This is a genomic window from Pseudomonas fungipugnans, assembly GCF_029955235.1.
In the GTDB taxonomy this organism is placed as follows: Bacteria; Pseudomonadota; Gammaproteobacteria; order Pseudomonadales; family Pseudomonadaceae; genus Aquipseudomonas; species Aquipseudomonas fungipugnans.
Map to the genome: position 1 here is coordinate 2,408,226 of NZ_JARBWL010000002.1, position 17,928 is coordinate 2,426,153.

Here is a 17,928-nt window from a genome sequence, read left to right on the forward strand (position 1 = left end):
CTTGCTCGCGAAGAGGCCGCTACTGCTGGCCCCCATCTCCCTGAGGCAACTCGATCACAAACCGCGTCCACCCATCACTCGATTCGCAACGAATCTGCCCGCCATGGGCCCGAATGATCGACTGGGTAATCGCCAGCCCCAACCCCGCATGCTCACTGCTGCCTTCTTGCCGTGCCGGGTCCGCCCGGTAGAAACGGTCGAATAATCGAGGCAGCAAGCCCTCGGCAATCCCGTTCCCTGTATTTTCCACGATCACTTTCAGTCCTTTGGACTGCTCGACAATGCGCACCCGAACCTCGCCATCGACCGGCGCAAAACGCAGCGCATTGTCCAGCAAGTTGGAAAGTGCCCGCCGCAACATGTTGCGATCGCCCTCCATCCGAGCGTTGCCCTCGCGGGTCAATGTCACCTGCGCGTCTTCAGCCAGCGGCGCGAAGAACTCCAGCAACAGATCCACTTCCTCCGCCAGTTCCAGGCGTTCGCGCTTGGGCATCAGCAAGCCGTGATCAGCCTTGGCCAGGTACAGCATGTCGTTGACCAGTTGCGCCATCCATTGCAGCTCTTCGAGGTTGCTGTGCAGCGCCTCGCGATAATCCTCGATGGGCCGTGGCCGGGTGAGGGTGACCTGGGTGTGGGTCAGCAGGTTCGACAGCGGTGTGCGCAGTTCATGGGCGATGTCGGCGGAGAACGCCGAAAGCCGTTGAAAAGAGTCGTCGAGCCGTCCGAGCATGGCATTGAAGCTGTGGGCCAATTCCGCAAGTTCTGGAGGCATTTTCTCTTCAGGCAGCCGCGCATTAAGCGATTGTGCCGACACCCCACGGGCCACCGCGCTCATGCGCCGTAACGGGCGCAAACCACTGCGCGCCGCCCAGGCACCGAGCAGGGCGGTGGCCAGAGCGGACAGGCCGACGGTCAGCCAGATCAGGTGCTGCATGCGTTGCAGAAAGTGTTGGTGATGGGTGATGTCCAGCAGCAAGGTCAGTTGTGGTGAATCGGGTTTATCGGCAAACAGCGGGGCGTTCAGCACGCGGTAGTCCGTGCCGTTCTCGCTGATCGTCGACAGGCCCGGCGCACGAGGTAAATCACTGGGCAGGCGAGTGGCGCTGTCAAACCAGCGCACGCCATCGCTGCCGCTGATGCGCAAAGACAGATCGGCCTGACGGCTCAGCTCATCCTGCAGTTTGACCTCGCTGCCACTGGACTGAATGTCATGCAGGGCCCGGCGCAAACCGATCAGCTTGCTGTCCAGCAATTGCTGATCCAGTTCAATGAAGTGCGCTTCACTGGCGCGGTTGAACAACACCCCGGCGAACAGCGAAACCACGGCGGTGCAGGCTGCAAACAGCAATGCCAGACGATTGCTTAAAGAAAGTCGGCGCATCAGGCGGGGCGCTCTTCGAGGACGTAGCCCATGCCGCGCACCGTATGGATCAATTTGTTGGGGAAATCATCGTCGACTTTCAGGCGCAATCGGCGAATCGCCACTTCGATGACATTGGTGTCGCTGTCGAAATTCATGTCCCAGACCTGGGAGGCGATGAGCGACTTGGGCAGCACTTCACCTTGCCTGCGCAGAAACATTTCCAGCAGGGCGAACTCCTTGGCGGTCAGGTCGATACGTTGACCATCACGCTCGACCCGGCGGCGAATGAGGTCCAGGCGCAGGTCCGCCAGTTGCAGGCTGGTTTCCTGTGGTGAAGTGCTGCCGCGACGTAACAGGCTGCGGACCCTGGCCAGCAGTTCGGAAAAGGCGAATGGCTTGACCAGGTAGTCGTCGGCGCCCAGTTCCAGGCCGTGGACTCTGTCCTCCACCGCGTCGCGCGCGGTCAGAAAAAGTACCGGCACAGTAAGCCCTGCACTGCGCACCGCTTGCAGGATTTGCCAGCCGTCCCGGCCGGGCAACATGACGTCGAGGATCAGCAGCGAGTAATCGCCACTCAGTGCCAGTTGTTGTCCGGTGCTGCCATCGGCCACCAGTTCGGTGTTAAAGCCGGCCTCAGTCAAGCCCTGGCGCAGGTAGTGGCCGGTTTTGGCCTGGTCTTCGACAATCAACAGTTTCATGGATGACTCTGGGTAAATGGAGCGAACGCTTTATACCGTGGCCAGCTGTGGTGCAGGCCAACCTGACAAAGTTGTAATCTGACTGTCAGGTTAAGGGCAGGGATGTCAGTTTAGAGTTTTCCACAGGCTGAACCTCATCTTGTTGGAGTGCGACTATGTTTTTGCGAAATCGTCTGGTATTGGCGGCCTGTTTGCTGGCGCTGAACTCGTCTGTGTGGGCGTCCCCGGCGCAAACCTACAACTTCGGTCAACCTGCTCCGGCAGCGAAGGCAAGCCGCAGCGTTGAAGTGGTGATGGGCGACATGTCCTTCACGCCCAAGGCGATTGATATCAAGGCCGGTGAGACGATTCGTTTTGTGCTGGTGAACAAGGGACAGCTGCTGCACGAATTCAACCTCGGCGACGCGGCGATGCATGCCGAGCATCAGCAGGAAATGTTGAAGATGCAGCAAAGCGGGATGCTGACGCCTACAGCCATGAAGGAAATGGACCACGGTTCGATGGCGGGTATGGAGGACTCATCACAAGGGCATGGCATGAAGCACGATGACCCCAACAGCGTGTTGGTGCCACCGGGCAAAACCGCCGAGCTGACCTGGACTTTCACCAAGGCCGCCAATCTGGAATTTGCCTGCAACATTCCAGGGCACTATGAGGCTGGTATGGTTGGCAAATTGACAGTCAGTCAGTAAGCATTCAAAGGCAGGCGCAAAGGCTGATAGAATCCGCTGATTATTCAGTCAGGTTTCCGCCATGCATCCCGCAGCCGAACACTCGCCGCTGGGCAAATCCAGCGAATACATCGCCACTTACACGCCGTCCTTGCTGTTCCCGATCCCGCGCACCGCGAAATGGGCCGAACTGGGCCTTACAGCGGACACGCTGCCGTACAAGGGCGTGGACTTCTGGAATTGCTTCGAGCTGTCGTGGTTGCTGCCTTCGGGCAAGCCAGTGGTGGCGATCGGTGAGTTCTGCATCCCGGCGGACTCGCCGAACATCATCGAGTCCAAGTCGTTCAAGCTGTACCTCAACTCTTTGAACCAGACGGCATTTGTCGATACGGCAAGCCTCGAAGCGACGCTGGTCAAAGACCTGTCGGCGGCAGCCGGCAAGCCGGTGGGCGTGCGGGTTCGCAGCCTTAAAGATGTGGAAGCCGAAGGCGTCGTGGCCTTGCCGGGTGTGTGCATCGATGATCTGGAGATCAGTGTCAGCAACTACGAGCATCCGCGCCCGGAACTGCTGCGTTGCGATGATTCGCGCATTGTCGAAGAGAGCGTGCACAGCCATTTGCTCAAATCCAATTGCCCGGTGACCAGCCAGCCGGACTGGGGCAGCGTGACGGTCCAATACCGTGGCGCGGCGCTCGATCACGCGAGTTTGCTGGCGTACATCGTCAGCTTCCGCCAGCACTCGGACTTTCATGAACAGTGCGTGGAGCGGATCTTCCTCGACCTGCAACGGTTGCTGAAACCCGAGAAGTTGACCGTGTTTGCGCGGTATGTACGGCGGGGTGGGTTGGATATCAACCCGTATCGCAGTACCGAAGACGCTCAACTGCCGAACCACCGCTTGGTCCGTCAATAAAAATCCAATGTGGAAGCGGGCTTGCTCGCGAAGAGGCCAGCACATTCAATATCAATGCTGACTGACACACCGCTTTCGCGAGCAAGCCCGCTCCCACAGTGGAATGCATTTCAAATCGAAGCTATTAAAAAGCCCCGCTATCACGAGCAGGGCTTTTTTGTATCTGGCTGATTCAGATCCCGATGTTGCCCAGCGTCTGCACAATGTTGCGCAAAGTGCCGGCAATGGCGGGGTGTTCGAGTTCGAAGCGTTCGACGGCCAGGTTTACACCGTCGGCGAGGTTGGAGTCTTTGGTTTTGGTTTCCAGTTCAAGCTCAAGTTCGATCTGTTGCATCAGCGTATGCAGATCGGCGCGCTCGGCTTCGGACAGCGGCGGATTCTGATCCAATTGCTCGCGCAGGGTGTTGAGCTGTTCTTGCAGTTCGCGGGCAGGCATGGCGTTCTTCCTTTTATCGATAGGCACTGGCATAGACCGCAGCAGCACGCCAAAGGTCTATGGCTGACCTCTAGATTAATCCACTCCCGGGTAACCTGCATGATCTCGATCAGGGCTTTTCGCCCTTGAGCCGGCGCAGGCTGATGTCTGCCAGGCAGGTGTCGAGTTCCCCCAGATGATCAATTACCGAATGCACCCCAAGGCCGAACAACTGCACTGTGGCCTTGCCACGCAGATGTTCACGTTCCTTTTGGCTCAAGGCGTGCCATTCACCAGGCGCAAGCCCGCAAAGTGAGCCGCAGGAGGCCAGGCCGATGGTCCACAATCCGGCGTTAAGTCCGGCTTGCAGCAGGCGTGGTTCGCCACTGACCAGCACGCAGCCATCCAGACGCTCGACATTCAGCGCCATCAACGCTTGCCAGCAGGCATTCGGCGCGGGCCATGGATTGTTGGCAGCGGGGCTTTGTGAGGGCTTGATCCAGTCGGGCAGATCGGTCGCCAGTGCATGGCTGAGCGCAGTGGGAAGTTCATCGAGCCAGGCGCAGGGAATTTGTTGGCGCTGCAAGCTGCGCAGGCTATCCAGCGCACCGGGAGTGACTTGCGCATGCTCGGCGTTGGGTATGCCATGCGTGCGCGTGCGGGCACCGAAATCCACCAGGCAACCACTGAGACCGAAGAGCACGGCGGTCAGGCCTGGAGCAGCAATGGGCAAGGCTTCGGCACGCGTCATTTCTACATCCCTGAAATAGTCGCAAGCCTATGGAACGAGAGTGACAATTACGTGACACGAATATGAAATGCCCGGTGACACTACCGTCGACTGTCAGCCGATTCGCAGGATGCTGCCTAAACCTCTCTTTCCGTCTTATACTAGCCAACTTAACGCTTGGGCCGCGCGCCCGCGCCAGTACAATCCAAGGAGTTTTTATATGCGCTGGAGCAATCATCTCGCTCAGCTTTGTGTGTGTGCCAGTGTGTTGCTGGTCCCGTTCGCCGCTCAGGCGGCCTCGGAAGACGATCCTTGGGAAAGCGTTAACCGCCCAATCTACCAGTTCAACGACTTCGTCGACACCTATGCCCTGAAGCCAATTGCTCAGGGTTATGACTATGTGACGCCGCAATTCCTGGAAGACGGCATCCACAACATGTTCCGTAACGTCGGTGACGTGACCAACCTGTTCAACAACGTGTTGCAAGCCAAGCCGCATGCCGCTGGCGTCGACACTGCCCGTATCCTGCTCAACACCACGTTCGGCGTGGCAGGTTTCTTCGACGTGGGCACTAAAATGGGCCTGCAACGCAGCGACGAAGATTTCGGCCAGACCCTCGGCCACTGGGGCGTCGGCAGCGGTCCTTACGTGATGCTGCCGCTGTTGGGCCCAAGCACACTGCGTGATGCGCCCTCCAAGGTGGTTGACAGCTACACCGGCCCGTATCCCTACATCAACGATATTCCGGTACGTAACTCGGTGTTTGGCCTGAACATCGTCGATACGCGCGCCAGCCTGTTGTCTGCCGAGAAGCTGATCAACGGTGACAAATACATCTTCATCCGCAATGCGTATTTGCAGAACCGCGAATTCAAGGTCAAAGACGGCCACGTCGTAGACGATTTTTGATTTAGAACGGTAAAAAACGAAGAAGGCGGCCAATTGGCCGCCTTCTTTCGTTGTGGATTCGTGTTTATTTCATTTTCAGGATTGTAAGCCCGAGTTTTTGGCTGCCAGCGTCCTGTTCCTTCACCCAGACTACTTCGGTGTCGGCCTCAAGCCCTTTGAGTGCCGTGTGCTCGGAGTCGATTCGTACGCTGAGCCGGTCGCCGACCTTGAACAAACGCGGCGCCTCAACCTGCATGCCACTGCTGGAAAGGTCGATACAGACGGCTGGCACCTCATCGCCTTCGTGAATCAGCGAGACATCGGCATCGACCCGCATACGGATGAAATCGCGCTTTTCGCTGTAGTCCCGATCGGTTTGACTCATGCGCTCCATCCTTCCATTGGGTTACGGTTTTGTCTGTTCTTATAACTCCCGGTGATTTGAGAAGTAAAGACGTCAGGCGACCATCGGCGTGAGCTTGAAACGCCCCGCGGATGGGAGTACCGTCTGCGCCTTAGAAGGGCACCTCTGATGTGAATGTGTGTCGGGCAAATGCTCGAAAACAGTGCATCAGAGAGGCTAGAAAGCGAATCCAGTAGTGTGAGTCGGGTCAAAACCCCAGCCTGCTACGCCAACCTAATTCTGGCGCCGTTTGCCCACATGCCAAAAACCAGTGCCACGCTGCTGATAATCGATGATGACGAAGTAGTGCGCGCGAGCCTCGCCGCCTATTTGGAAGACAGTGGTTTCAGCGTCCTGCAGGCCAGCAATGGCCAGCAAGGTCTTCAGGTATTCGAGCAAGACAAGCCCGACTTGGTCATCTGCGATCTGCGCATGCCGCAGATGGGCGGACTCGAGCTCATTCGCCAGGTCACCGAGCTGTCGCCGCAAATCCCGGTCATCGTGGTTTCGGGCGCTGGCGTGATGAACGATGCGGTCGAGGCCCTGCGCCTGGGAGCAGCGGATTACCTGATCAAGCCACTTGAAGATCTGGCTGTGCTCGAGCACTCCGTGCGCCGGGCCCTGGATCGTGCGCGCCTGTTGCTGGAAAACCAGCGCTACCGCGACAAGCTGGAAAAGGCCAATCGCGAGCTCGAAGCCAGCCTGAACCTGCTCCAGGAAGACCAGAACGCTGGTCGCCAGGTGCAGATGAACATGCTGCCGGTCAGTCCGTGGACGATCGACGAGTTCCAGTTTGCGCACCAGATCATCCCGTCGCTGTACCTGTCGGGTGATTTCGTCGACTACTTTCGGGTCGACGAGCGTCGGGTAGCGTTCTACCTGGCGGACGTTTCCGGGCATGGCGCCTCTTCAGCCTTCGTTACGGTACTGTTGAAGTTCATGACCACGCGCTTGCTGTTCGAGTCCAAGCGCAACGGCACCTTGCCCGAATTCAAGCCTTCAGAGGTTCTTGGTCATATCAACCGGGGCCTGATCAGTTGTAAGCTGGGTAAACACGTCACAATGGTCGGTGGAGTCATCGACGAGGAGACAGGTTTGTTGACCTATAGCATCGGTGGCCATCTACCGTTGCCAGTGTTGTACACCCCAGACAGTGTTCGTTATCTGGAAGGGCGCGGTCTGCCGGTGGGCCTCTTCAATGAAGCCACCTACGAAGATCACGTACTGGAATTGCCACCGACGTTCAGCCTGACGCTGATGTCTGATGGCATTTTGGACCTTTTGCCAGAACAGACACTCAAAGAGAAAGAAGCGGCGTTGCCCCAACGGGTCAAGGCTGCGGGCGGCACCCTGGATGGGCTGCGGCAGGTTTTTGGATTGGCCACGCTAGGGGAGATGCCGGATGATATCGCCCTGTTGGTGTTGAGCAGGAATCTTTAATGAGTACCGGTAGAATCCAGTTCGCCGAGCAGGACGGCACCTTCGTCCTCAAGTTCGTCGGTGAAGTTCGCCTGACCCTGTGTTCGGCGTTGGATGCGACTATTGAGCGGATCTTCACGGCGTTGAATTTCAACACGATCGTGATCGACCTGACCGAAACCCGCAGCATCGACAGCACTACCCTTGGCCTGCTGGCCAAACTGTCCATCCTGTCGCGGCAAAAGGTCGGCCTGCTGCCGACCGTCGTGACCACCCACGAAGACATCACCCGGCTGCTGCAGTCCATGGGTTTCGAACAGGTGTTCAACATCGTCAACAAGCCGGTGCCATGCCCGGAATGCCTTGATGACCTGCCAGACCAGGACCAGTCCGAAGAAGTGGTGCGGATCAAGGTGCTCGAAGCGCACAAGATCCTCATGGGCCTGAACGATTCCAATCGTGAAGCGTTCCACGACCTGGTGAATGCACTGGAGCGGCATTGATCCGCTGATCAGGTGGCACCAATCCCCTTGTGGGAGCCGGACTTGCCCGCAATGGCTGTCTGATAGCCACCGAATAAGCCGGGCGAAGCCACAGCGTCCACCGCCGCCAACGCACAAAAAAGGGCGAACCCATTCAGGTTCGCCCTTTTTGCATTGCGCTAAATCAAATCACAGCTTGGCCTGCAACAGCGCCTCAAGCTTCTCCTGATCCCGGGCAAACTGACGAATGCCTTCGGCCAGCTTCTCGGTCGCCATCGCATCTTCGTTGGACAACCAGCGGAACTGCGCTTCATTGAGGTTCAAGCGTGCTTCGCCGGCATGCCCTGGCGCCAGTTTGCGCTCCAGCTTGCCATTATCGGCCGCCAGCTTCTCCAACAGATCCGGGCTGATGGTCAGGCGATCACACCCGGCCAGTTGCTCGATCTGATTCAGGTTACGGAAGCTCGCGCCCATGACCACAGTCTTGTAGTCATTGGCCTTGTAGTAGTTGTAGATGCGGGTCACCGACTGCACGCCCGGATCATCCGCGCCGGTGTAGTCGTTGCCGTTGGCTTTCTTGTACCAGTCGTAGATACGGCCCACGAATGGCGAAATCAGGAACACGCCGGCATCGGCACAGGCCGCTGCCTGAGCGAAGGAGAACAGCAGGGTCAGGTTGCACTGAATGCCTTCCTTTTCCAGTTTCTCGGCAGCGCGGATGCCTTCCCAGGTGGAGGCGATCTTGATCAGTACACGGTCGCGGCCAATACCGGCCTTGTCGTACAGCTCGATCAGACGGTGCGCACGCTTCAATACGGCGTCAGTGTCGAACGACAGGCGCGCATCCACTTCAGTGGAAATACGACCCGGTACAACCTTGAGAATCTCTTGCCCTACAGCAACGCCAAAACGGTCGCTGGCCAGGCCCACATCGCCCTTGCAGTCGTGAACGCAAGCGTTCAGCAACTCGGCGTAACCGGGAATCGCAGCGGCTTTGAGCAGCAGGGAAGGGTTGGTGGTGGCGTCTACCGGCTTGACGCGCGCGATAGCTTCGAAGTCGCCAGTATCGGCAACGACGGTGGTGATCTGTTTGAGTTGTTCCAGCTTGGAAGTCATGAGCGTGCTCTGTCCTATGGGTCTGATGACATTACCCGAGCGCTGACAGCCACTCAAGGGCGGGTGTGCGTATCGATGGCCCCAGGGGCAACATCCTTCAGAACAGGTGTTTGAAAGGTGGGGCGGGTATCGGTAAATAGGATGCTGAAATGGGGTGCAGGTTCAATGCAAGTGATGGTTGACCCGACTTGGCGTTAGGGCACCGAGATTATGTGGCTTTCTTGAAATGCAATGCGATGGAGCTGAGCGTATCAATTCAACTCAGGCGACGCATGCCTGCCGTCTTGGCGGCCTTGCTATCGAAGGTGGCGATGTACTCACAGCCAGCCGCGTTGGCGCTGCGCTCAATAAGGCAATCTGCGAAGTCGGCATTAGCCTGTGAGTAACTGCGCAATGCCTGCCAAACAGTTTCGGAATTTTCCACAGTCAACTCACGTGTTCGTAAAAGCGTTTCGAGCACCGTAAGTATCTCGCTTTTTGCGCTCTCGTAGCAGGACTGCAGTACCCAGACCAGCTCGACTATTGAAACCATCGTGATGAAGCCTGGCGAGGCAATGGTCAATGACTCAATCAGTTCGGAGGCTCTAGCTGACTGCTTCGGATCATCTTGAGCGATATACCTGACCAATACGTTGGTATCCAGACCTATCATATGGCTTTGGATCCTTGTGCTGCGATAGCCAGGTTCATGTCCTCAATGCTTACCGATTTTGATGGTTTGCGAATAAGGCCTTTGAGGTCGCGAGCCGAATGAGTCGCGGCCATGATTGCGAATTTACCGTCACCCAAGGCTACAAATTCAATGCGATCCCCGGTGTCGAGTCCGAGCGAGGCCCTAACCTGTGCCGGAATGGTGATTTGCCCCTTCGAGGTGAGTGTGGCGGTTGCCATTGCGGATGCTCCGTTAAGTCAATATTCCTTACATTATGGTAAGGAATTCTAAAGATCAACGTTCATTGGGACGCAGCGATGTGTGGTAGTCGCGGATAAATCTGAGTGTTCTATACCCGCGCTTTTGAGCTGACCACCTTTAAACGGTCAAACCATCGCTTCAGCCTCCTCCTGATCTTCAAACTCCAGCTGATGGCGTGTCCATTGCTGTTCAATGACAGGATTCTCCAGAATCTGCTGCTCAATACGTATTGTCTCCCGATATTCACGGGCTTCAGCGGCCATGGTCCAGAGTGTTTCGACACCTAGGCTTTCAAGTTCAGTTCGAATCTCAGTCAACTCGAGGCGGAAAAACTCCTTGCGTGGGTTGACCTTATTCATTTGGCGACGGAGGAAATGCTTATGCAGGTTTTTTTCAAGCCCCGGTGTGTCGTCGCTGAAGATCATCGCATGTACATCAAATTCAAATGGAACGCTGGCGTCACCTAGCTCACGGATTCGGTCTTTCGGTTCAAGGCGGCGCGTCATACCGATTTTGAAGACCTCTTCACCGAACGATCCGACATTGGAGATGACGTAGACGTGACCTGCACGAGTCTGTTGAGCCATGGAAAGCGCTCGCTGATTTTTCTCTTCGGCAGCCTCAAGCTTGCCCTCCAGTTCGCGAAGTTTGGCTTCGTATTCTGCACGTTGGGCGTCATTGGCAGTGGCGACTTGTTGCAGCACCTTATCCATCGCTTTTTTGATGGATTCTTCTTCCTTGGCGGCGTCTTTTATCGCGCGCTCGAACTCTCGTCGGGCTTTTTCCTCTTCTCGAATTTGGTCGCGTAGTTGACGTTGCTCTTCACGCTCCTGTTCTTTCAGGGCCCGAGCGATGGCCGCCCATTTGAGTTCTTCCAAGCGTGATGCAAGGTATTGCTCGGTAATACGAGCATTTCTGAATGCGCTGCCATTGTGATTGACCATGGCAAACGCGTCGCAAATTTCTTGCTCCAGTTTTCCATGATTGTCAGCTTTGTTTCTTGAAAGGATCGAGTCGACTTTTCCGTTGAAAGCGTCGATCACGAATCGGATGGCAGTACTTTTGCGGTTGGCTTCGGCGTAATCACAGGTGGCGGCTCTACCGACTTTGACCATGCTTCGAGTCGTATCGCGTGCAGATTTGAGTTTTTGCCCTGCGTCGGTAAACGAAAATTCTTCGGCGAGATCATCAAGCAGGTTATAGGTCGGAACAATGTAAGCGTCACCGTAACCATCGATGATGTTCTTCATTGCTCGAGCAGTATCAGCAAACTCTTTCGCTCGACTCATGGCGGCGTAGGCCTCGCCAGCAATTTCTTCGGCGCGCTTGTTTGCTTGCAGAATGATTTTGTCAGCGTTGGCTCGCGCCTCCTCCAGATTTCGCTCTGATTGCTCAATCCTGGCTTTTGCGGCCTGACTGGCATCCTGGCGCTCGCGGGCTGCATCCTGTTTGGCCCCGAGTAATTCGGCTTCAGCTTCCTCGATCAGCTTTTTTGCCCATCCTTCAGCGTCGATGATGCTTTGATATTTTGCCAACGCGGTGATCCGTTTCAACAGGTCAGCGTGCTCCTGGTTTTGTAGGGAGATAGCCTCGTCTCGCTGACGAAGATCCGCCGCCAGCCTGCTTATGGTTTTTGCAGCTTTGAACCGGAAAATCAAAAGAGCAAGAATGCAAACAGCAGAAACAATGAGCAATAGCTCCATGTGATCCCTCACAGATGTTCGTTTGGTGTACGGGGGCGGAAGCTATCTTTTGGCTACTACGCTGTCCACCTTCATTCTGATGCCACATTTTTCTGTGGTGACTGTCCAGCCCCCTGGCTACCAATCCACGCAACCACAGTTAAGCGCTACCCCAGCAAAAAGAGGCGATTTTCCGAATTCAGCGGTTTCACAGCAGATAGCCGATTACGGCGGGGCGCAGAGATGATCCATCTATGACGCCGCCTTAACAACAGGAAGGACGGCGTCCATCAGCAAAAGAGAAGAGTCCTACAATCAGCGCCCCTCCAACAACTCCGCCGCCTGATCCAGCAAGGCCAAAGGCTCTTTGGCCTTGTGAATATCCACCGACAATAACTGCCGAAACTTGCGAGCCCCCGGAAATCCGGTGCCCAGCCCCAGCACATGCCGGGTGATGTGGTGCATCGAACCACCCGACTCAATGTGCGCAGCGATATAAGGCCGCAACTGCGCCAACGCCTCAGCCCGAGTGATCACCGGCGCCGTGCTGCCGAATAGCTGTTGATCCACCTCGGCCATTACATACGGGTTGTGATACGCCTCGCGGCCCAGCATCACACCGTCGAACGTCTGCAGATGCTCGTGACAGGCTTCCAGCGTCTTGATCCCGCCGTTGAGAATGATCTCCAGCTCCGGGAAATCCTTTTTCAGCTGTGCCGCCACGTCATAACGCAGGGGCGGAATGTCGCGGTTTTCCTTCGGCGACAAGCCCTCCAGAATCGCAATCCGCGCATGCACGGTGAAACTGGTACACCCGGCATCCCGCACCGTGCCGACGAAATCACACAGCTGCTCATAACTGTCGCGCCCATTGATCCCGATACGGTGCTTGACCGTCACCGGAATCGACACCGCATCACGCATCGCCTTCACACAATCGGCCACCAACTGCGGATGCCCCATCAACACCGCGCCGATCATATTGTTCTGCACCCGGTCACTCGGGCAGCCGACGTTCAGATTGACCTCGTCGTAACCGTGCTCCTGCGCCATGCGTGCGCAGGCAGCCAGGTCCAGCGGGACGCTGCCACCGAGTTGCAGGGCGAGTGGGTGCTCGGCCTCGTTGTGACGCAGGAAACGGTCGTGATCGCCGTTGAGCAGCGCGCCGGTGGTGACCATCTCGGTATAGAGAAGGGCGTGCTTGGAGAGCAGGCGCAGGAAGAACCGGCAGTGGCGGTCTGTCCAATCCATCATCGGCGCAACACTGAAGCGACGGGAAAGGGTTTGGGCGGTGAAGGAGGCTTTTGAATAGGGCATGGGTGTCTGAATAAGAAGCGGTGGGGCGAATGCGTGAGTTTATCAGTAATGGGTGGTGGAGGGCTGCGATGATCACGACGTTGGAGGCTAAGACTTGTCCAGACTTTCGTGGGGCGTAACTGGATCAAGCTGCTTTAAGGCAATGGCTTCGCTAAAACCCGCGCTTATGGCTCCAGTATGTTGTTGTCTAAGTCGTAGTCTGTGTCGTCGCCCCATAGAACATCGCAGTTGTAGTTTTTATAGTCAGGTTTGTATTGGGCGTTATTTTCGTTTGCAGCCATTGAGTGAGGTGCTCGTGATGCGTTACTCAGCCCCAGGCACCGCCAGCCACTCCCCCTGAATCTTCTTCAATCCCCCCGTCACCTTCGCCAAATGCAGCCACTGATCCACATACAACTTCCACGTCATATCATCCCGAGGCAGCAAGTAAGCCTTCTCCCCGTACTGCATGAACTGCTTGGGATTGACCGCACACAACTCCGGTTTCAGCTTCTGCTGATACATCGCCTCCGACGCATCGGTGATCATCACGTCGGCCTTTTTATCCAGCAGTTCCTGAAAGATGGTCACGTTGTCATGCAGGCGCAGTTGCGCCTTGGGCAGGAAGGCATGGACAAACATCTCGTTAGTCCCACCGGCCGGTTCAATCAGGCGAACGGAAGGCTGGTTGATGTGTTCGAGGGTCTGGTACTTCGCCTGGTTTTCGCAGCGTACGAGGGGGATTTTGCCGTCGACGTTGAGCATGTTGCTGAAGAAGGCTTTTTTCTGGCGCTCAAGGGTGACGGTGATACCGCCGACGCCAATGTCGCATTTGCCGGCGAGCATGTCGGGCATCAGGGTTTTCCAGGTGGTGGGCACCCATTGCACGTTGACGCCGAGGCTGTCGGCCAGGGAGCGGGCCATGGCGATGTCGATGCCTGAGTATTCGCCGTCTGCGGATTTGTAGGTATAGGGTTTGTAGTCGCCGGTCGTGCAAACGCGCAGTTGGCCTTGTTGCTGGACGCTGTCCAGGTGTGACGGTTCTGCCTGGACGCTGAACGAAAAGGCGAGCAGGCCGCCGAGCATGAGGGTGCTTTTTGTGTTTTTCATGGTGACCGGGCTTTGTTGGAATGGGGGCAATGGCGGTCAGTGTAATGGTAAAAGTTGGACAGGTTTAACCGTCGATGTGTAACGAAAAAAGGGCGCCTGTTGCCGGGCGCCCTTTTTAATCTTCGCGTTTCCAACTGGCAGCGATTACAGATGTTGGCTGAAAAACGCCTCCATCTTCTGTTCCTTGACGCCGCCAAACGGGTGGCTGATCACGATAGCCGGGCGCTGTTCGCCGGGTTGCAGGTCGGCGGGGGTATAGAGGTGGCCGGCGACTTTGAGGCCGTTGCTTTGGAAGCTGACGCTGGTCTTCATGGGGATACTCCACAGGTTCGCTGCAAAGCCGCTGGCTGCGGCTGACGAAGTGAAGATTGAGCCCAAAGGGGGGTGGCAAAAAGAGAGGACGGTTCCCGGGAAAATTGTTCGTATGATAAAGAGGGCCTTCCCCGCCGGACGCGATCGCGCAATGATTCGCCCATGAATACAGACATCGGAAAAAACGACCTCGGCGAGTTTCTCAGGGCCCGTCGTGCAGAACTTGAGCCCACCCAGGTCGGCCTTCCGGCAGCGGTTGGGCGGCCACGCCGGGTGCCCGGTTTGCGTCGCGAAGAAGTCGCGTTGCTGGCCGGCATCAGCGTCGATTACTACACGCGCCTGGAGCAAGGGCGGCTGTCCCCGTCAAAATCCGCGCTGGCCGCGGTCGCCCGAAGCCTGCGGCTGCAAGAGGACGACTCGAATTATCTCTACCGTCTGGCGCGGTTGGGCAGAACCGTTCCCGATGAACAGCGGCGGCAACAGGTCGGCCCGCAAACCCGGCGTTTGCTGGACAGTCTGCAAGGGGTGCCAGCGGTTGTCATTGGTCGGTATATGGATGTGCTGGCGTGGAATCCATTGGCGGCGGCACTTTATACGGATTTTTCCACGGTACCGATCGAGCAGCGCAACCTGATTCGCCTGTCGTTCGTCGACCCTGTGTTTCGCGGTTTGTATGCCGATTGGGAAAGCAACGGCCGCAGCTGCGTGGCGTTTTTGCGCATGGACACCGCTCGCCATCCAGATGACCCAAGACTGGCGTCACTGATCGGCGAGCTGTCCATGCGCGACGCAGATTTTCGGCGTTGGTGGGCAACCCATCTGGTGGCGAGTCCCACCTGCGGCAGCAAGACATTCCTGCATGCCGAGGTGGGGCGCATGACCCTCGACTGGCAGATGCTGTCTTGCACCGAGGAGGCCGAACAGTTCCTGCTGGTCTACACCGCCGAGCCGGACAGTGAAGCCTGGCAACGCTTGAAAGGCCTGGAGGCGAAGAAGTAGTCAGCGCTTGATTTTCGGTTTCGCCGCATCCGCCATGGTGGCGGCGCCGCAGTTGATAAATGCCGATGACTTCAACCAGCGCCGATCCGGGTAGTAGGAAAACAGCAACTGCCCATCCTTCATTGAATCGATCAGCTTGTGCGCAATCGCCGGGCGCACCGCCGGGCAACCCAGGCTGCGACCGATCCGGCCATTGGCCCGGGCCAGCACTGGACTCACGTACGGCGCACCGTGAATCACGATGGCGCGGTCAAACGCGTTGTCGTTGAAACCCGGTTCCAGGCCTTCCATGCGTAGCGAATAACCGTTGTGCCCGAGGTAGCTCGACCGCGTCCGGTACAGCCCCAGGCTTGAGGCGTTGCTTTCATTCTTGTTGGAAAACTGGCTGGCCATGTTTTCGCCACTGTTGCGACCGTGGGCGACCAGTTCGTGAAACAACAATTTGCGTTTCTTTAAATCGAACACCCAGAGCCGTTGTTCGGTCGAAGGTAGGGAATAGTCGATGACGGCAAGGCGTTGGACAGGTTCTGCGCCTTGGGCCAATCTGCATTGAGAGGCGCGGACGGCCAGTGAAATGACCTCGGCGTTGGCGTTGGGGGCCGCTTTGACCAGCGCGGCTTCAAGTGAATCGGCGTAGGCTGCAGGGACGCAAAGTGAACTCAGCAGCAAGGTGACAAGGAGAAAGCCGAAGCGATGTAGCGCCATAAAGTTGTCTCATCATGAATTGATCGAGCCTGGCAATGCGCAGGGTGCCAAGCTTTTTGAATGCGGGAATTAAGGATTATCCATGGGGCAACTATCAAGGTTATTCGTCATAAGCCACGTCTTTATTATGGGCTTTCTGATCAGCGGCACAGTGCTTGCGGAAAATTCGCCGATTGAGCCGACAACGTCAGCCATCAGCGTAGTTGAAGCGGCACCTGACGATAACGTCGCTCAGGCCATCCATGGCGTGCTTGAACCGCTGGTTTCTGCATTTCCACCCCTGATCACTTCGCCGCGCCATCAGCGCGTGGATGTCAGCCGGGTAGTGCTGGACTTTTATGCGCATCGCGGCTTTCGCGCTGCCTGGGCTGACGACAACGATGTCGCCCAACTCCTGAAAAGCCTTGGCGACACCCAGATCGACGGTCTGGACCCTGCGGACTTCCGTATCAATGACCTGGCCGCTGCTCACACTTCGATGCAGACCAGCGAGCCGACGCCGGCGCAACGGGCAAGCTTCGACCTTGCCGCCACCCGTACTTACATCACCGCGCTGTTGCAGTTGCGCCGGGGCAAGGTTGATCCGTCGCGGCTGGACATGCACTGGAATTTCGATCCGTCTGGTGTCGATCCCCGTGAAGACGTGAATGTCTTTTTTGCAGCCCTCGATGATCACGACGTCGCACGCGCTTTCGCCCAGGCACCGCCGCAAGAGGCCGTGTATGGCGGCTTGCGCGCAGCGTTGGCGCACCTGCGTGCGGTGCGCGGTCGTGGCGGTTGGCCGAGAGTGGCGGACAGTCAGTCGCTCAAGCCGGGCATGGACAACGTGGCCATTGGTCAACTGCGCGCTCGTTTGGCGGCCGGTGGTTATCTTGATCCGCGCCTGGTCAAGCGCACCGACTACGATGGCGCGTTGATTGCTGCGGTGAAGAAATATCAAACCGAACAGTATCTGGGCGCAGACGGTGTCGCCGGTGCCACGACGCTGGCGGCGCTGAACGTGCCGGTTCAGGCGCGTATCGATCAGGTGCGGGTCAACATGGAGCGGGCGCGTTGGCTGCTGTACAAACTCAAGGGCACGTTCGTCATCGTTGACATTGCCGGGTACAAAGTCGCGATGTACCGCGACGGCAGTCCGATCTGGCGTTCTCGGGTACAGGTCGGCAAGCCGTTTCGCAGCACGCCGATTTTCCAGTCGGAGATCACCTACATCACGTTCAATCCGACCTGGACGGTGCCGCCGACGATTCTCAAGCAGGATATGTTGCCGAAGATTTTGAGCAATCCGGGCTACCTCAGTGCCAATCGGATTCGCGCGCTGGATCGCGAAGGCAAGACGCTGAACCCGTCGACCATTGACTGGAATAACCCGCGTGGCATTACCTTGCGTCAGGACGCAGGGCCGGAGAATTCGCTGGGGCAGGTGGTGATTCGCTTCCCCAACGACTACGCGATTTACCTGCACGACACGCCGCACCGCGATTTGTTTGCCAAGAATAACCGGGCGACCAGTTCCGGCTGCATCCGGGTGGAGAATCCATTGCAGTTGGTTGAGTTGCTGTTCAACGATCCGGTTCGTTGGAGCAATGCCGGGATTCAAAGACAGCTGGCCAATGGCCGAACCGAGAACATCCGGCTGCCGGTGAAGGTGCCGGTGTTGCTGGCCTACTGGACGGTGGACATGAGCAGTGACGGGCGGGTGGTATTTAAACCGGATGTGTATGGGTATGACGATCCGGTGTTGAAGGCGTTGAATCGGCCTTCGCCGGTGCCGGTGATGGATTTGCAGGCAAAGGCACTGTAGGCGCTGTC

Annotated in this window: 20 protein-coding genes; 7 read left to right on the top strand and 13 right to left on the bottom strand. The window is 57.2% G+C overall.

Annotated features, from left to right (window positions below; genetic code table 11):
* Window positions 1-19: 19 nt before the first annotated feature.
* Both POF45_RS26095 and POF45_RS26100 read right to left on the bottom strand, forming a co-directional pair.
* A complete protein-coding gene (locus POF45_RS26095; protein WP_282317041.1) occupies window positions 20-1,381 on the bottom strand; it encodes a heavy metal sensor histidine kinase in 1,362 nt (453 codons plus the stop codon).
* Window positions 1,381-2,061, bottom strand: a complete 681-nt coding sequence (locus POF45_RS26100) for a heavy metal response regulator transcription factor (RefSeq protein WP_282317042.1) — start codon at window positions 2,059-2,061, stop codon at window positions 1,381-1,383. Before POF45_RS26100 ends, POF45_RS26095 begins: the two co-directional genes overlap by 1 nt.
* 155 nt (window positions 2,062-2,216) lie before the next feature.
* Between POF45_RS26100 and copI the strand changes: the two genes are divergently transcribed.
* The gene (gene copI / locus POF45_RS26105; protein ID WP_282317043.1) at window positions 2,217-2,753 is read left to right on the top strand and encodes a copper-resistant cuproprotein CopI; all 537 of its coding nucleotides are present in this window, start codon (window positions 2,217-2,219) and stop codon (window positions 2,751-2,753) included.
* A gap of 61 nt (window positions 2,754-2,814) precedes the next feature.
* Window positions 2,815-3,645 carry an NADPH-dependent 7-cyano-7-deazaguanine reductase QueF gene (gene queF / locus POF45_RS26110; RefSeq protein ID WP_259501627.1) on the top strand — a complete coding sequence of 277 codons (831 nt, stop codon included), beginning with the start codon at window positions 2,815-2,817 and terminating at the stop codon, window positions 3,643-3,645.
* Window positions 3,646-3,817: 172 nt separating this feature from the next.
* On the opposite strand, the gene POF45_RS26115 is transcribed toward queF, so the two are convergent.
* Together POF45_RS26115 and pcrP are read right to left on the bottom strand one after the other, a co-directional pair.
* Window positions 3,818-4,081 (bottom strand): DUF4404 family protein, encoded by a 264-nt coding sequence (locus POF45_RS26115; RefSeq protein WP_259501629.1) that lies wholly within the window; start codon window positions 4,079-4,081, stop codon window positions 3,818-3,820.
* Between the two features lie 109 nt (window positions 4,082-4,190).
* A complete protein-coding gene (gene pcrP, locus POF45_RS26120) occupies window positions 4,191-4,811 on the bottom strand; it encodes an HAD superfamily inactivated hydrolase PcrP (RefSeq protein ID WP_282317044.1) in 621 nt (206 codons plus the stop codon).
* A 199-nt stretch (window positions 4,812-5,010) separates the two neighbouring features.
* On the opposite strand from pcrP, the gene POF45_RS26125 reads away from it, so the two are divergent.
* The gene (locus POF45_RS26125; protein WP_259501636.1) at window positions 5,011-5,700 is read left to right on the top strand and encodes an MlaA family lipoprotein; all 690 of its coding nucleotides are present in this window, start codon (window positions 5,011-5,013) and stop codon (window positions 5,698-5,700) included.
* Window positions 5,701-5,764: 64 nt separating this feature from the next.
* Here POF45_RS26125 and POF45_RS26130 read toward each other — a convergent pair whose 3' ends face one another.
* Window positions 5,765-6,064, bottom strand: coding sequence for a PilZ domain-containing protein (locus tag POF45_RS26130; protein ID WP_259501638.1), 300 nt, complete (start codon window positions 6,062-6,064; stop codon window positions 5,765-5,767).
* Window positions 6,065-6,340: 276 nt separating this feature from the next.
* Between POF45_RS26130 and rssB the strand changes: the two genes are divergently transcribed.
* Window positions 6,341-7,522 carry a two-component system response regulator RssB gene (rssB, locus tag POF45_RS26135; protein ID WP_259501640.1) on the top strand — a complete coding sequence of 394 codons (1,182 nt, stop codon included), beginning with the start codon at window positions 6,341-6,343 and terminating at the stop codon, window positions 7,520-7,522.
* Window positions 7,522-8,004, top strand: a complete 483-nt coding sequence (gene rssC, locus POF45_RS26140) for an anti-sigma factor antagonist RssC (RefSeq protein ID WP_259501641.1) — start codon at window positions 7,522-7,524, stop codon at window positions 8,002-8,004. Before rssB ends, rssC begins: the two co-directional genes overlap by 1 nt.
* A 168-nt stretch (window positions 8,005-8,172) precedes the next feature.
* Here the strand turns inward: rssC and tal are convergent, their stop codons facing one another.
* The 7 genes from tal to POF45_RS26175 all read right to left on the bottom strand — a co-directional run bounded on the left by tal (window position 8,173) and on the right by POF45_RS26175 (window position 14,412).
* Window positions 8,173-9,099 carry a transaldolase gene (gene tal / locus POF45_RS26145; RefSeq protein WP_259501643.1) on the bottom strand — a complete coding sequence of 309 codons (927 nt, stop codon included), beginning with the start codon at window positions 9,097-9,099 and terminating at the stop codon, window positions 8,173-8,175.
* A 256-nt stretch (window positions 9,100-9,355) separates the two neighbouring features.
* Window positions 9,356-9,751 carry a type II toxin-antitoxin system VapC family toxin gene (locus POF45_RS26150; RefSeq protein WP_259501644.1) on the bottom strand — a complete coding sequence of 132 codons (396 nt, stop codon included), beginning with the start codon at window positions 9,749-9,751 and terminating at the stop codon, window positions 9,356-9,358.
* Window positions 9,748-9,990, bottom strand: a complete 243-nt coding sequence (locus tag POF45_RS26155; RefSeq protein WP_259501646.1) for an AbrB/MazE/SpoVT family DNA-binding domain-containing protein — start codon at window positions 9,988-9,990, stop codon at window positions 9,748-9,750. Before POF45_RS26155 ends, POF45_RS26150 begins: the two co-directional genes overlap by 4 nt.
* A gap of 147 nt (window positions 9,991-10,137) precedes the next feature.
* Entirely contained in the window at window positions 10,138-11,715 is a 1,578-nt protein-coding gene (locus tag POF45_RS26160; protein WP_282317045.1) for an SNIPE associated domain-containing protein, read from the bottom strand.
* A 294-nt stretch (window positions 11,716-12,009) separates the two neighbouring features.
* Window positions 12,010-13,011, bottom strand: a complete 1,002-nt coding sequence (gene dusA, locus POF45_RS26165; RefSeq protein ID WP_259501650.1) for a tRNA dihydrouridine(20/20a) synthase DusA — start codon at window positions 13,009-13,011, stop codon at window positions 12,010-12,012.
* Between the two features lie 303 nt (window positions 13,012-13,314).
* Window positions 13,315-14,100 carry a transporter substrate-binding domain-containing protein gene (locus POF45_RS26170; protein WP_282317046.1) on the bottom strand — a complete coding sequence of 262 codons (786 nt, stop codon included), beginning with the start codon at window positions 14,098-14,100 and terminating at the stop codon, window positions 13,315-13,317.
* Between the two features lie 144 nt (window positions 14,101-14,244).
* Complete coding sequence (locus POF45_RS26175; RefSeq protein ID WP_259501653.1) at window positions 14,245-14,412, bottom strand: hypothetical protein; 168 nt, start codon at window positions 14,410-14,412, stop codon at window positions 14,245-14,247.
* Window positions 14,413-14,574: 162 nt separating this feature from the next.
* On the opposite strand from POF45_RS26175, the gene POF45_RS26180 reads away from it, so the two are divergent.
* Window positions 14,575-15,411, top strand: coding sequence for a helix-turn-helix domain-containing protein (locus POF45_RS26180; RefSeq protein WP_282317047.1), 837 nt, complete (start codon window positions 14,575-14,577; stop codon window positions 15,409-15,411).
* Here POF45_RS26180 and POF45_RS26185 read toward each other — a convergent pair whose 3' ends face one another.
* Complete coding sequence (locus POF45_RS26185; RefSeq protein ID WP_259501657.1) at window positions 15,412-16,116, bottom strand: murein L,D-transpeptidase catalytic domain family protein; 705 nt, start codon at window positions 16,114-16,116, stop codon at window positions 15,412-15,414.
* 82 nt (window positions 16,117-16,198) lie between these two features.
* Between POF45_RS26185 and POF45_RS26190 the strand changes: the two genes are divergently transcribed.
* On the top strand, window positions 16,199-17,920 hold the full coding sequence (locus POF45_RS26190; RefSeq protein WP_259501659.1) for a L,D-transpeptidase family protein: 1,722 nt from the start codon (window positions 16,199-16,201) through the stop codon (window positions 17,918-17,920).
* Window positions 17,921-17,928 lie beyond the last annotated feature (8 nt).

Excerpts from the sequence above, each read along its gene's own strand:
- copI (WP_282317043.1), top strand. The coding sequence starts at position 2,217 with ATGTTTTTGCGAAATCGTCTGGTATTGGCGGCCTGTTTGCTGGCGCTG.
- POF45_RS26160 (WP_282317045.1), bottom strand. The coding sequence starts at position 11,715 with ATGGAGCTATTGCTCATTGTTTCTGCTGTTTGCATTCTTGCTCTTTTG.
- POF45_RS26130 (WP_259501638.1), bottom strand. The coding sequence starts at position 6,064 with ATGAGTCAAACCGATCGGGACTACAGCGAAAAGCGCGATTTCATCCGT.
- POF45_RS26095 (WP_282317041.1), bottom strand. The coding sequence starts at position 1,381 with ATGCGCCGACTTTCTTTAAGCAATCGTCTGGCATTGCTGTTTGCAGCC.
- tal (WP_259501643.1), bottom strand. The coding sequence starts at position 9,099 with ATGACTTCCAAGCTGGAACAACTCAAACAGATCACCACCGTCGTTGCC.
- POF45_RS26190 (WP_259501659.1), top strand. The coding sequence starts at position 16,199 with ATGGGGCAACTATCAAGGTTATTCGTCATAAGCCACGTCTTTATTATG.
- POF45_RS26115 (WP_259501629.1), bottom strand. The coding sequence starts at position 4,081 with ATGCCTGCCCGCGAACTGCAAGAACAGCTCAACACCCTGCGCGAGCAA.
- POF45_RS26175 (WP_259501653.1), bottom strand. The coding sequence starts at position 14,412 with ATGAAGACCAGCGTCAGCTTCCAAAGCAACGGCCTCAAAGTCGCCGGC.
- dusA (WP_259501650.1), bottom strand. The coding sequence starts at position 13,011 with ATGCCCTATTCAAAAGCCTCCTTCACCGCCCAAACCCTTTCCCGTCGC.
- POF45_RS26150 (WP_259501644.1), bottom strand. The coding sequence starts at position 9,751 with ATGATAGGTCTGGATACCAACGTATTGGTCAGGTATATCGCTCAAGAT.
- POF45_RS26185 (WP_259501657.1), bottom strand. The coding sequence starts at position 16,116 with ATGGCGCTACATCGCTTCGGCTTTCTCCTTGTCACCTTGCTGCTGAGT.
- POF45_RS26170 (WP_282317046.1), bottom strand. The coding sequence starts at position 14,100 with ATGAAAAACACAAAAAGCACCCTCATGCTCGGCGGCCTGCTCGCCTTT.
- rssB (WP_259501640.1), top strand. The coding sequence starts at position 6,341 with ATGCCAAAAACCAGTGCCACGCTGCTGATAATCGATGATGACGAAGTA.
- POF45_RS26155 (WP_259501646.1), bottom strand. The coding sequence starts at position 9,990 with ATGGCAACCGCCACACTCACCTCGAAGGGGCAAATCACCATTCCGGCA.
- POF45_RS26180 (WP_282317047.1), top strand. The coding sequence starts at position 14,575 with ATGAATACAGACATCGGAAAAAACGACCTCGGCGAGTTTCTCAGGGCC.
- POF45_RS26125 (WP_259501636.1), top strand. The coding sequence starts at position 5,011 with ATGCGCTGGAGCAATCATCTCGCTCAGCTTTGTGTGTGTGCCAGTGTG.
- queF (WP_259501627.1), top strand. The coding sequence starts at position 2,815 with ATGCATCCCGCAGCCGAACACTCGCCGCTGGGCAAATCCAGCGAATAC.
- rssC (WP_259501641.1), top strand. The coding sequence starts at position 7,522 with ATGAGTACCGGTAGAATCCAGTTCGCCGAGCAGGACGGCACCTTCGTC.
- pcrP (WP_282317044.1), bottom strand. The coding sequence starts at position 4,811 with ATGACGCGTGCCGAAGCCTTGCCCATTGCTGCTCCAGGCCTGACCGCC.
- POF45_RS26100 (WP_282317042.1), bottom strand. The coding sequence starts at position 2,061 with ATGAAACTGTTGATTGTCGAAGACCAGGCCAAAACCGGCCACTACCTG.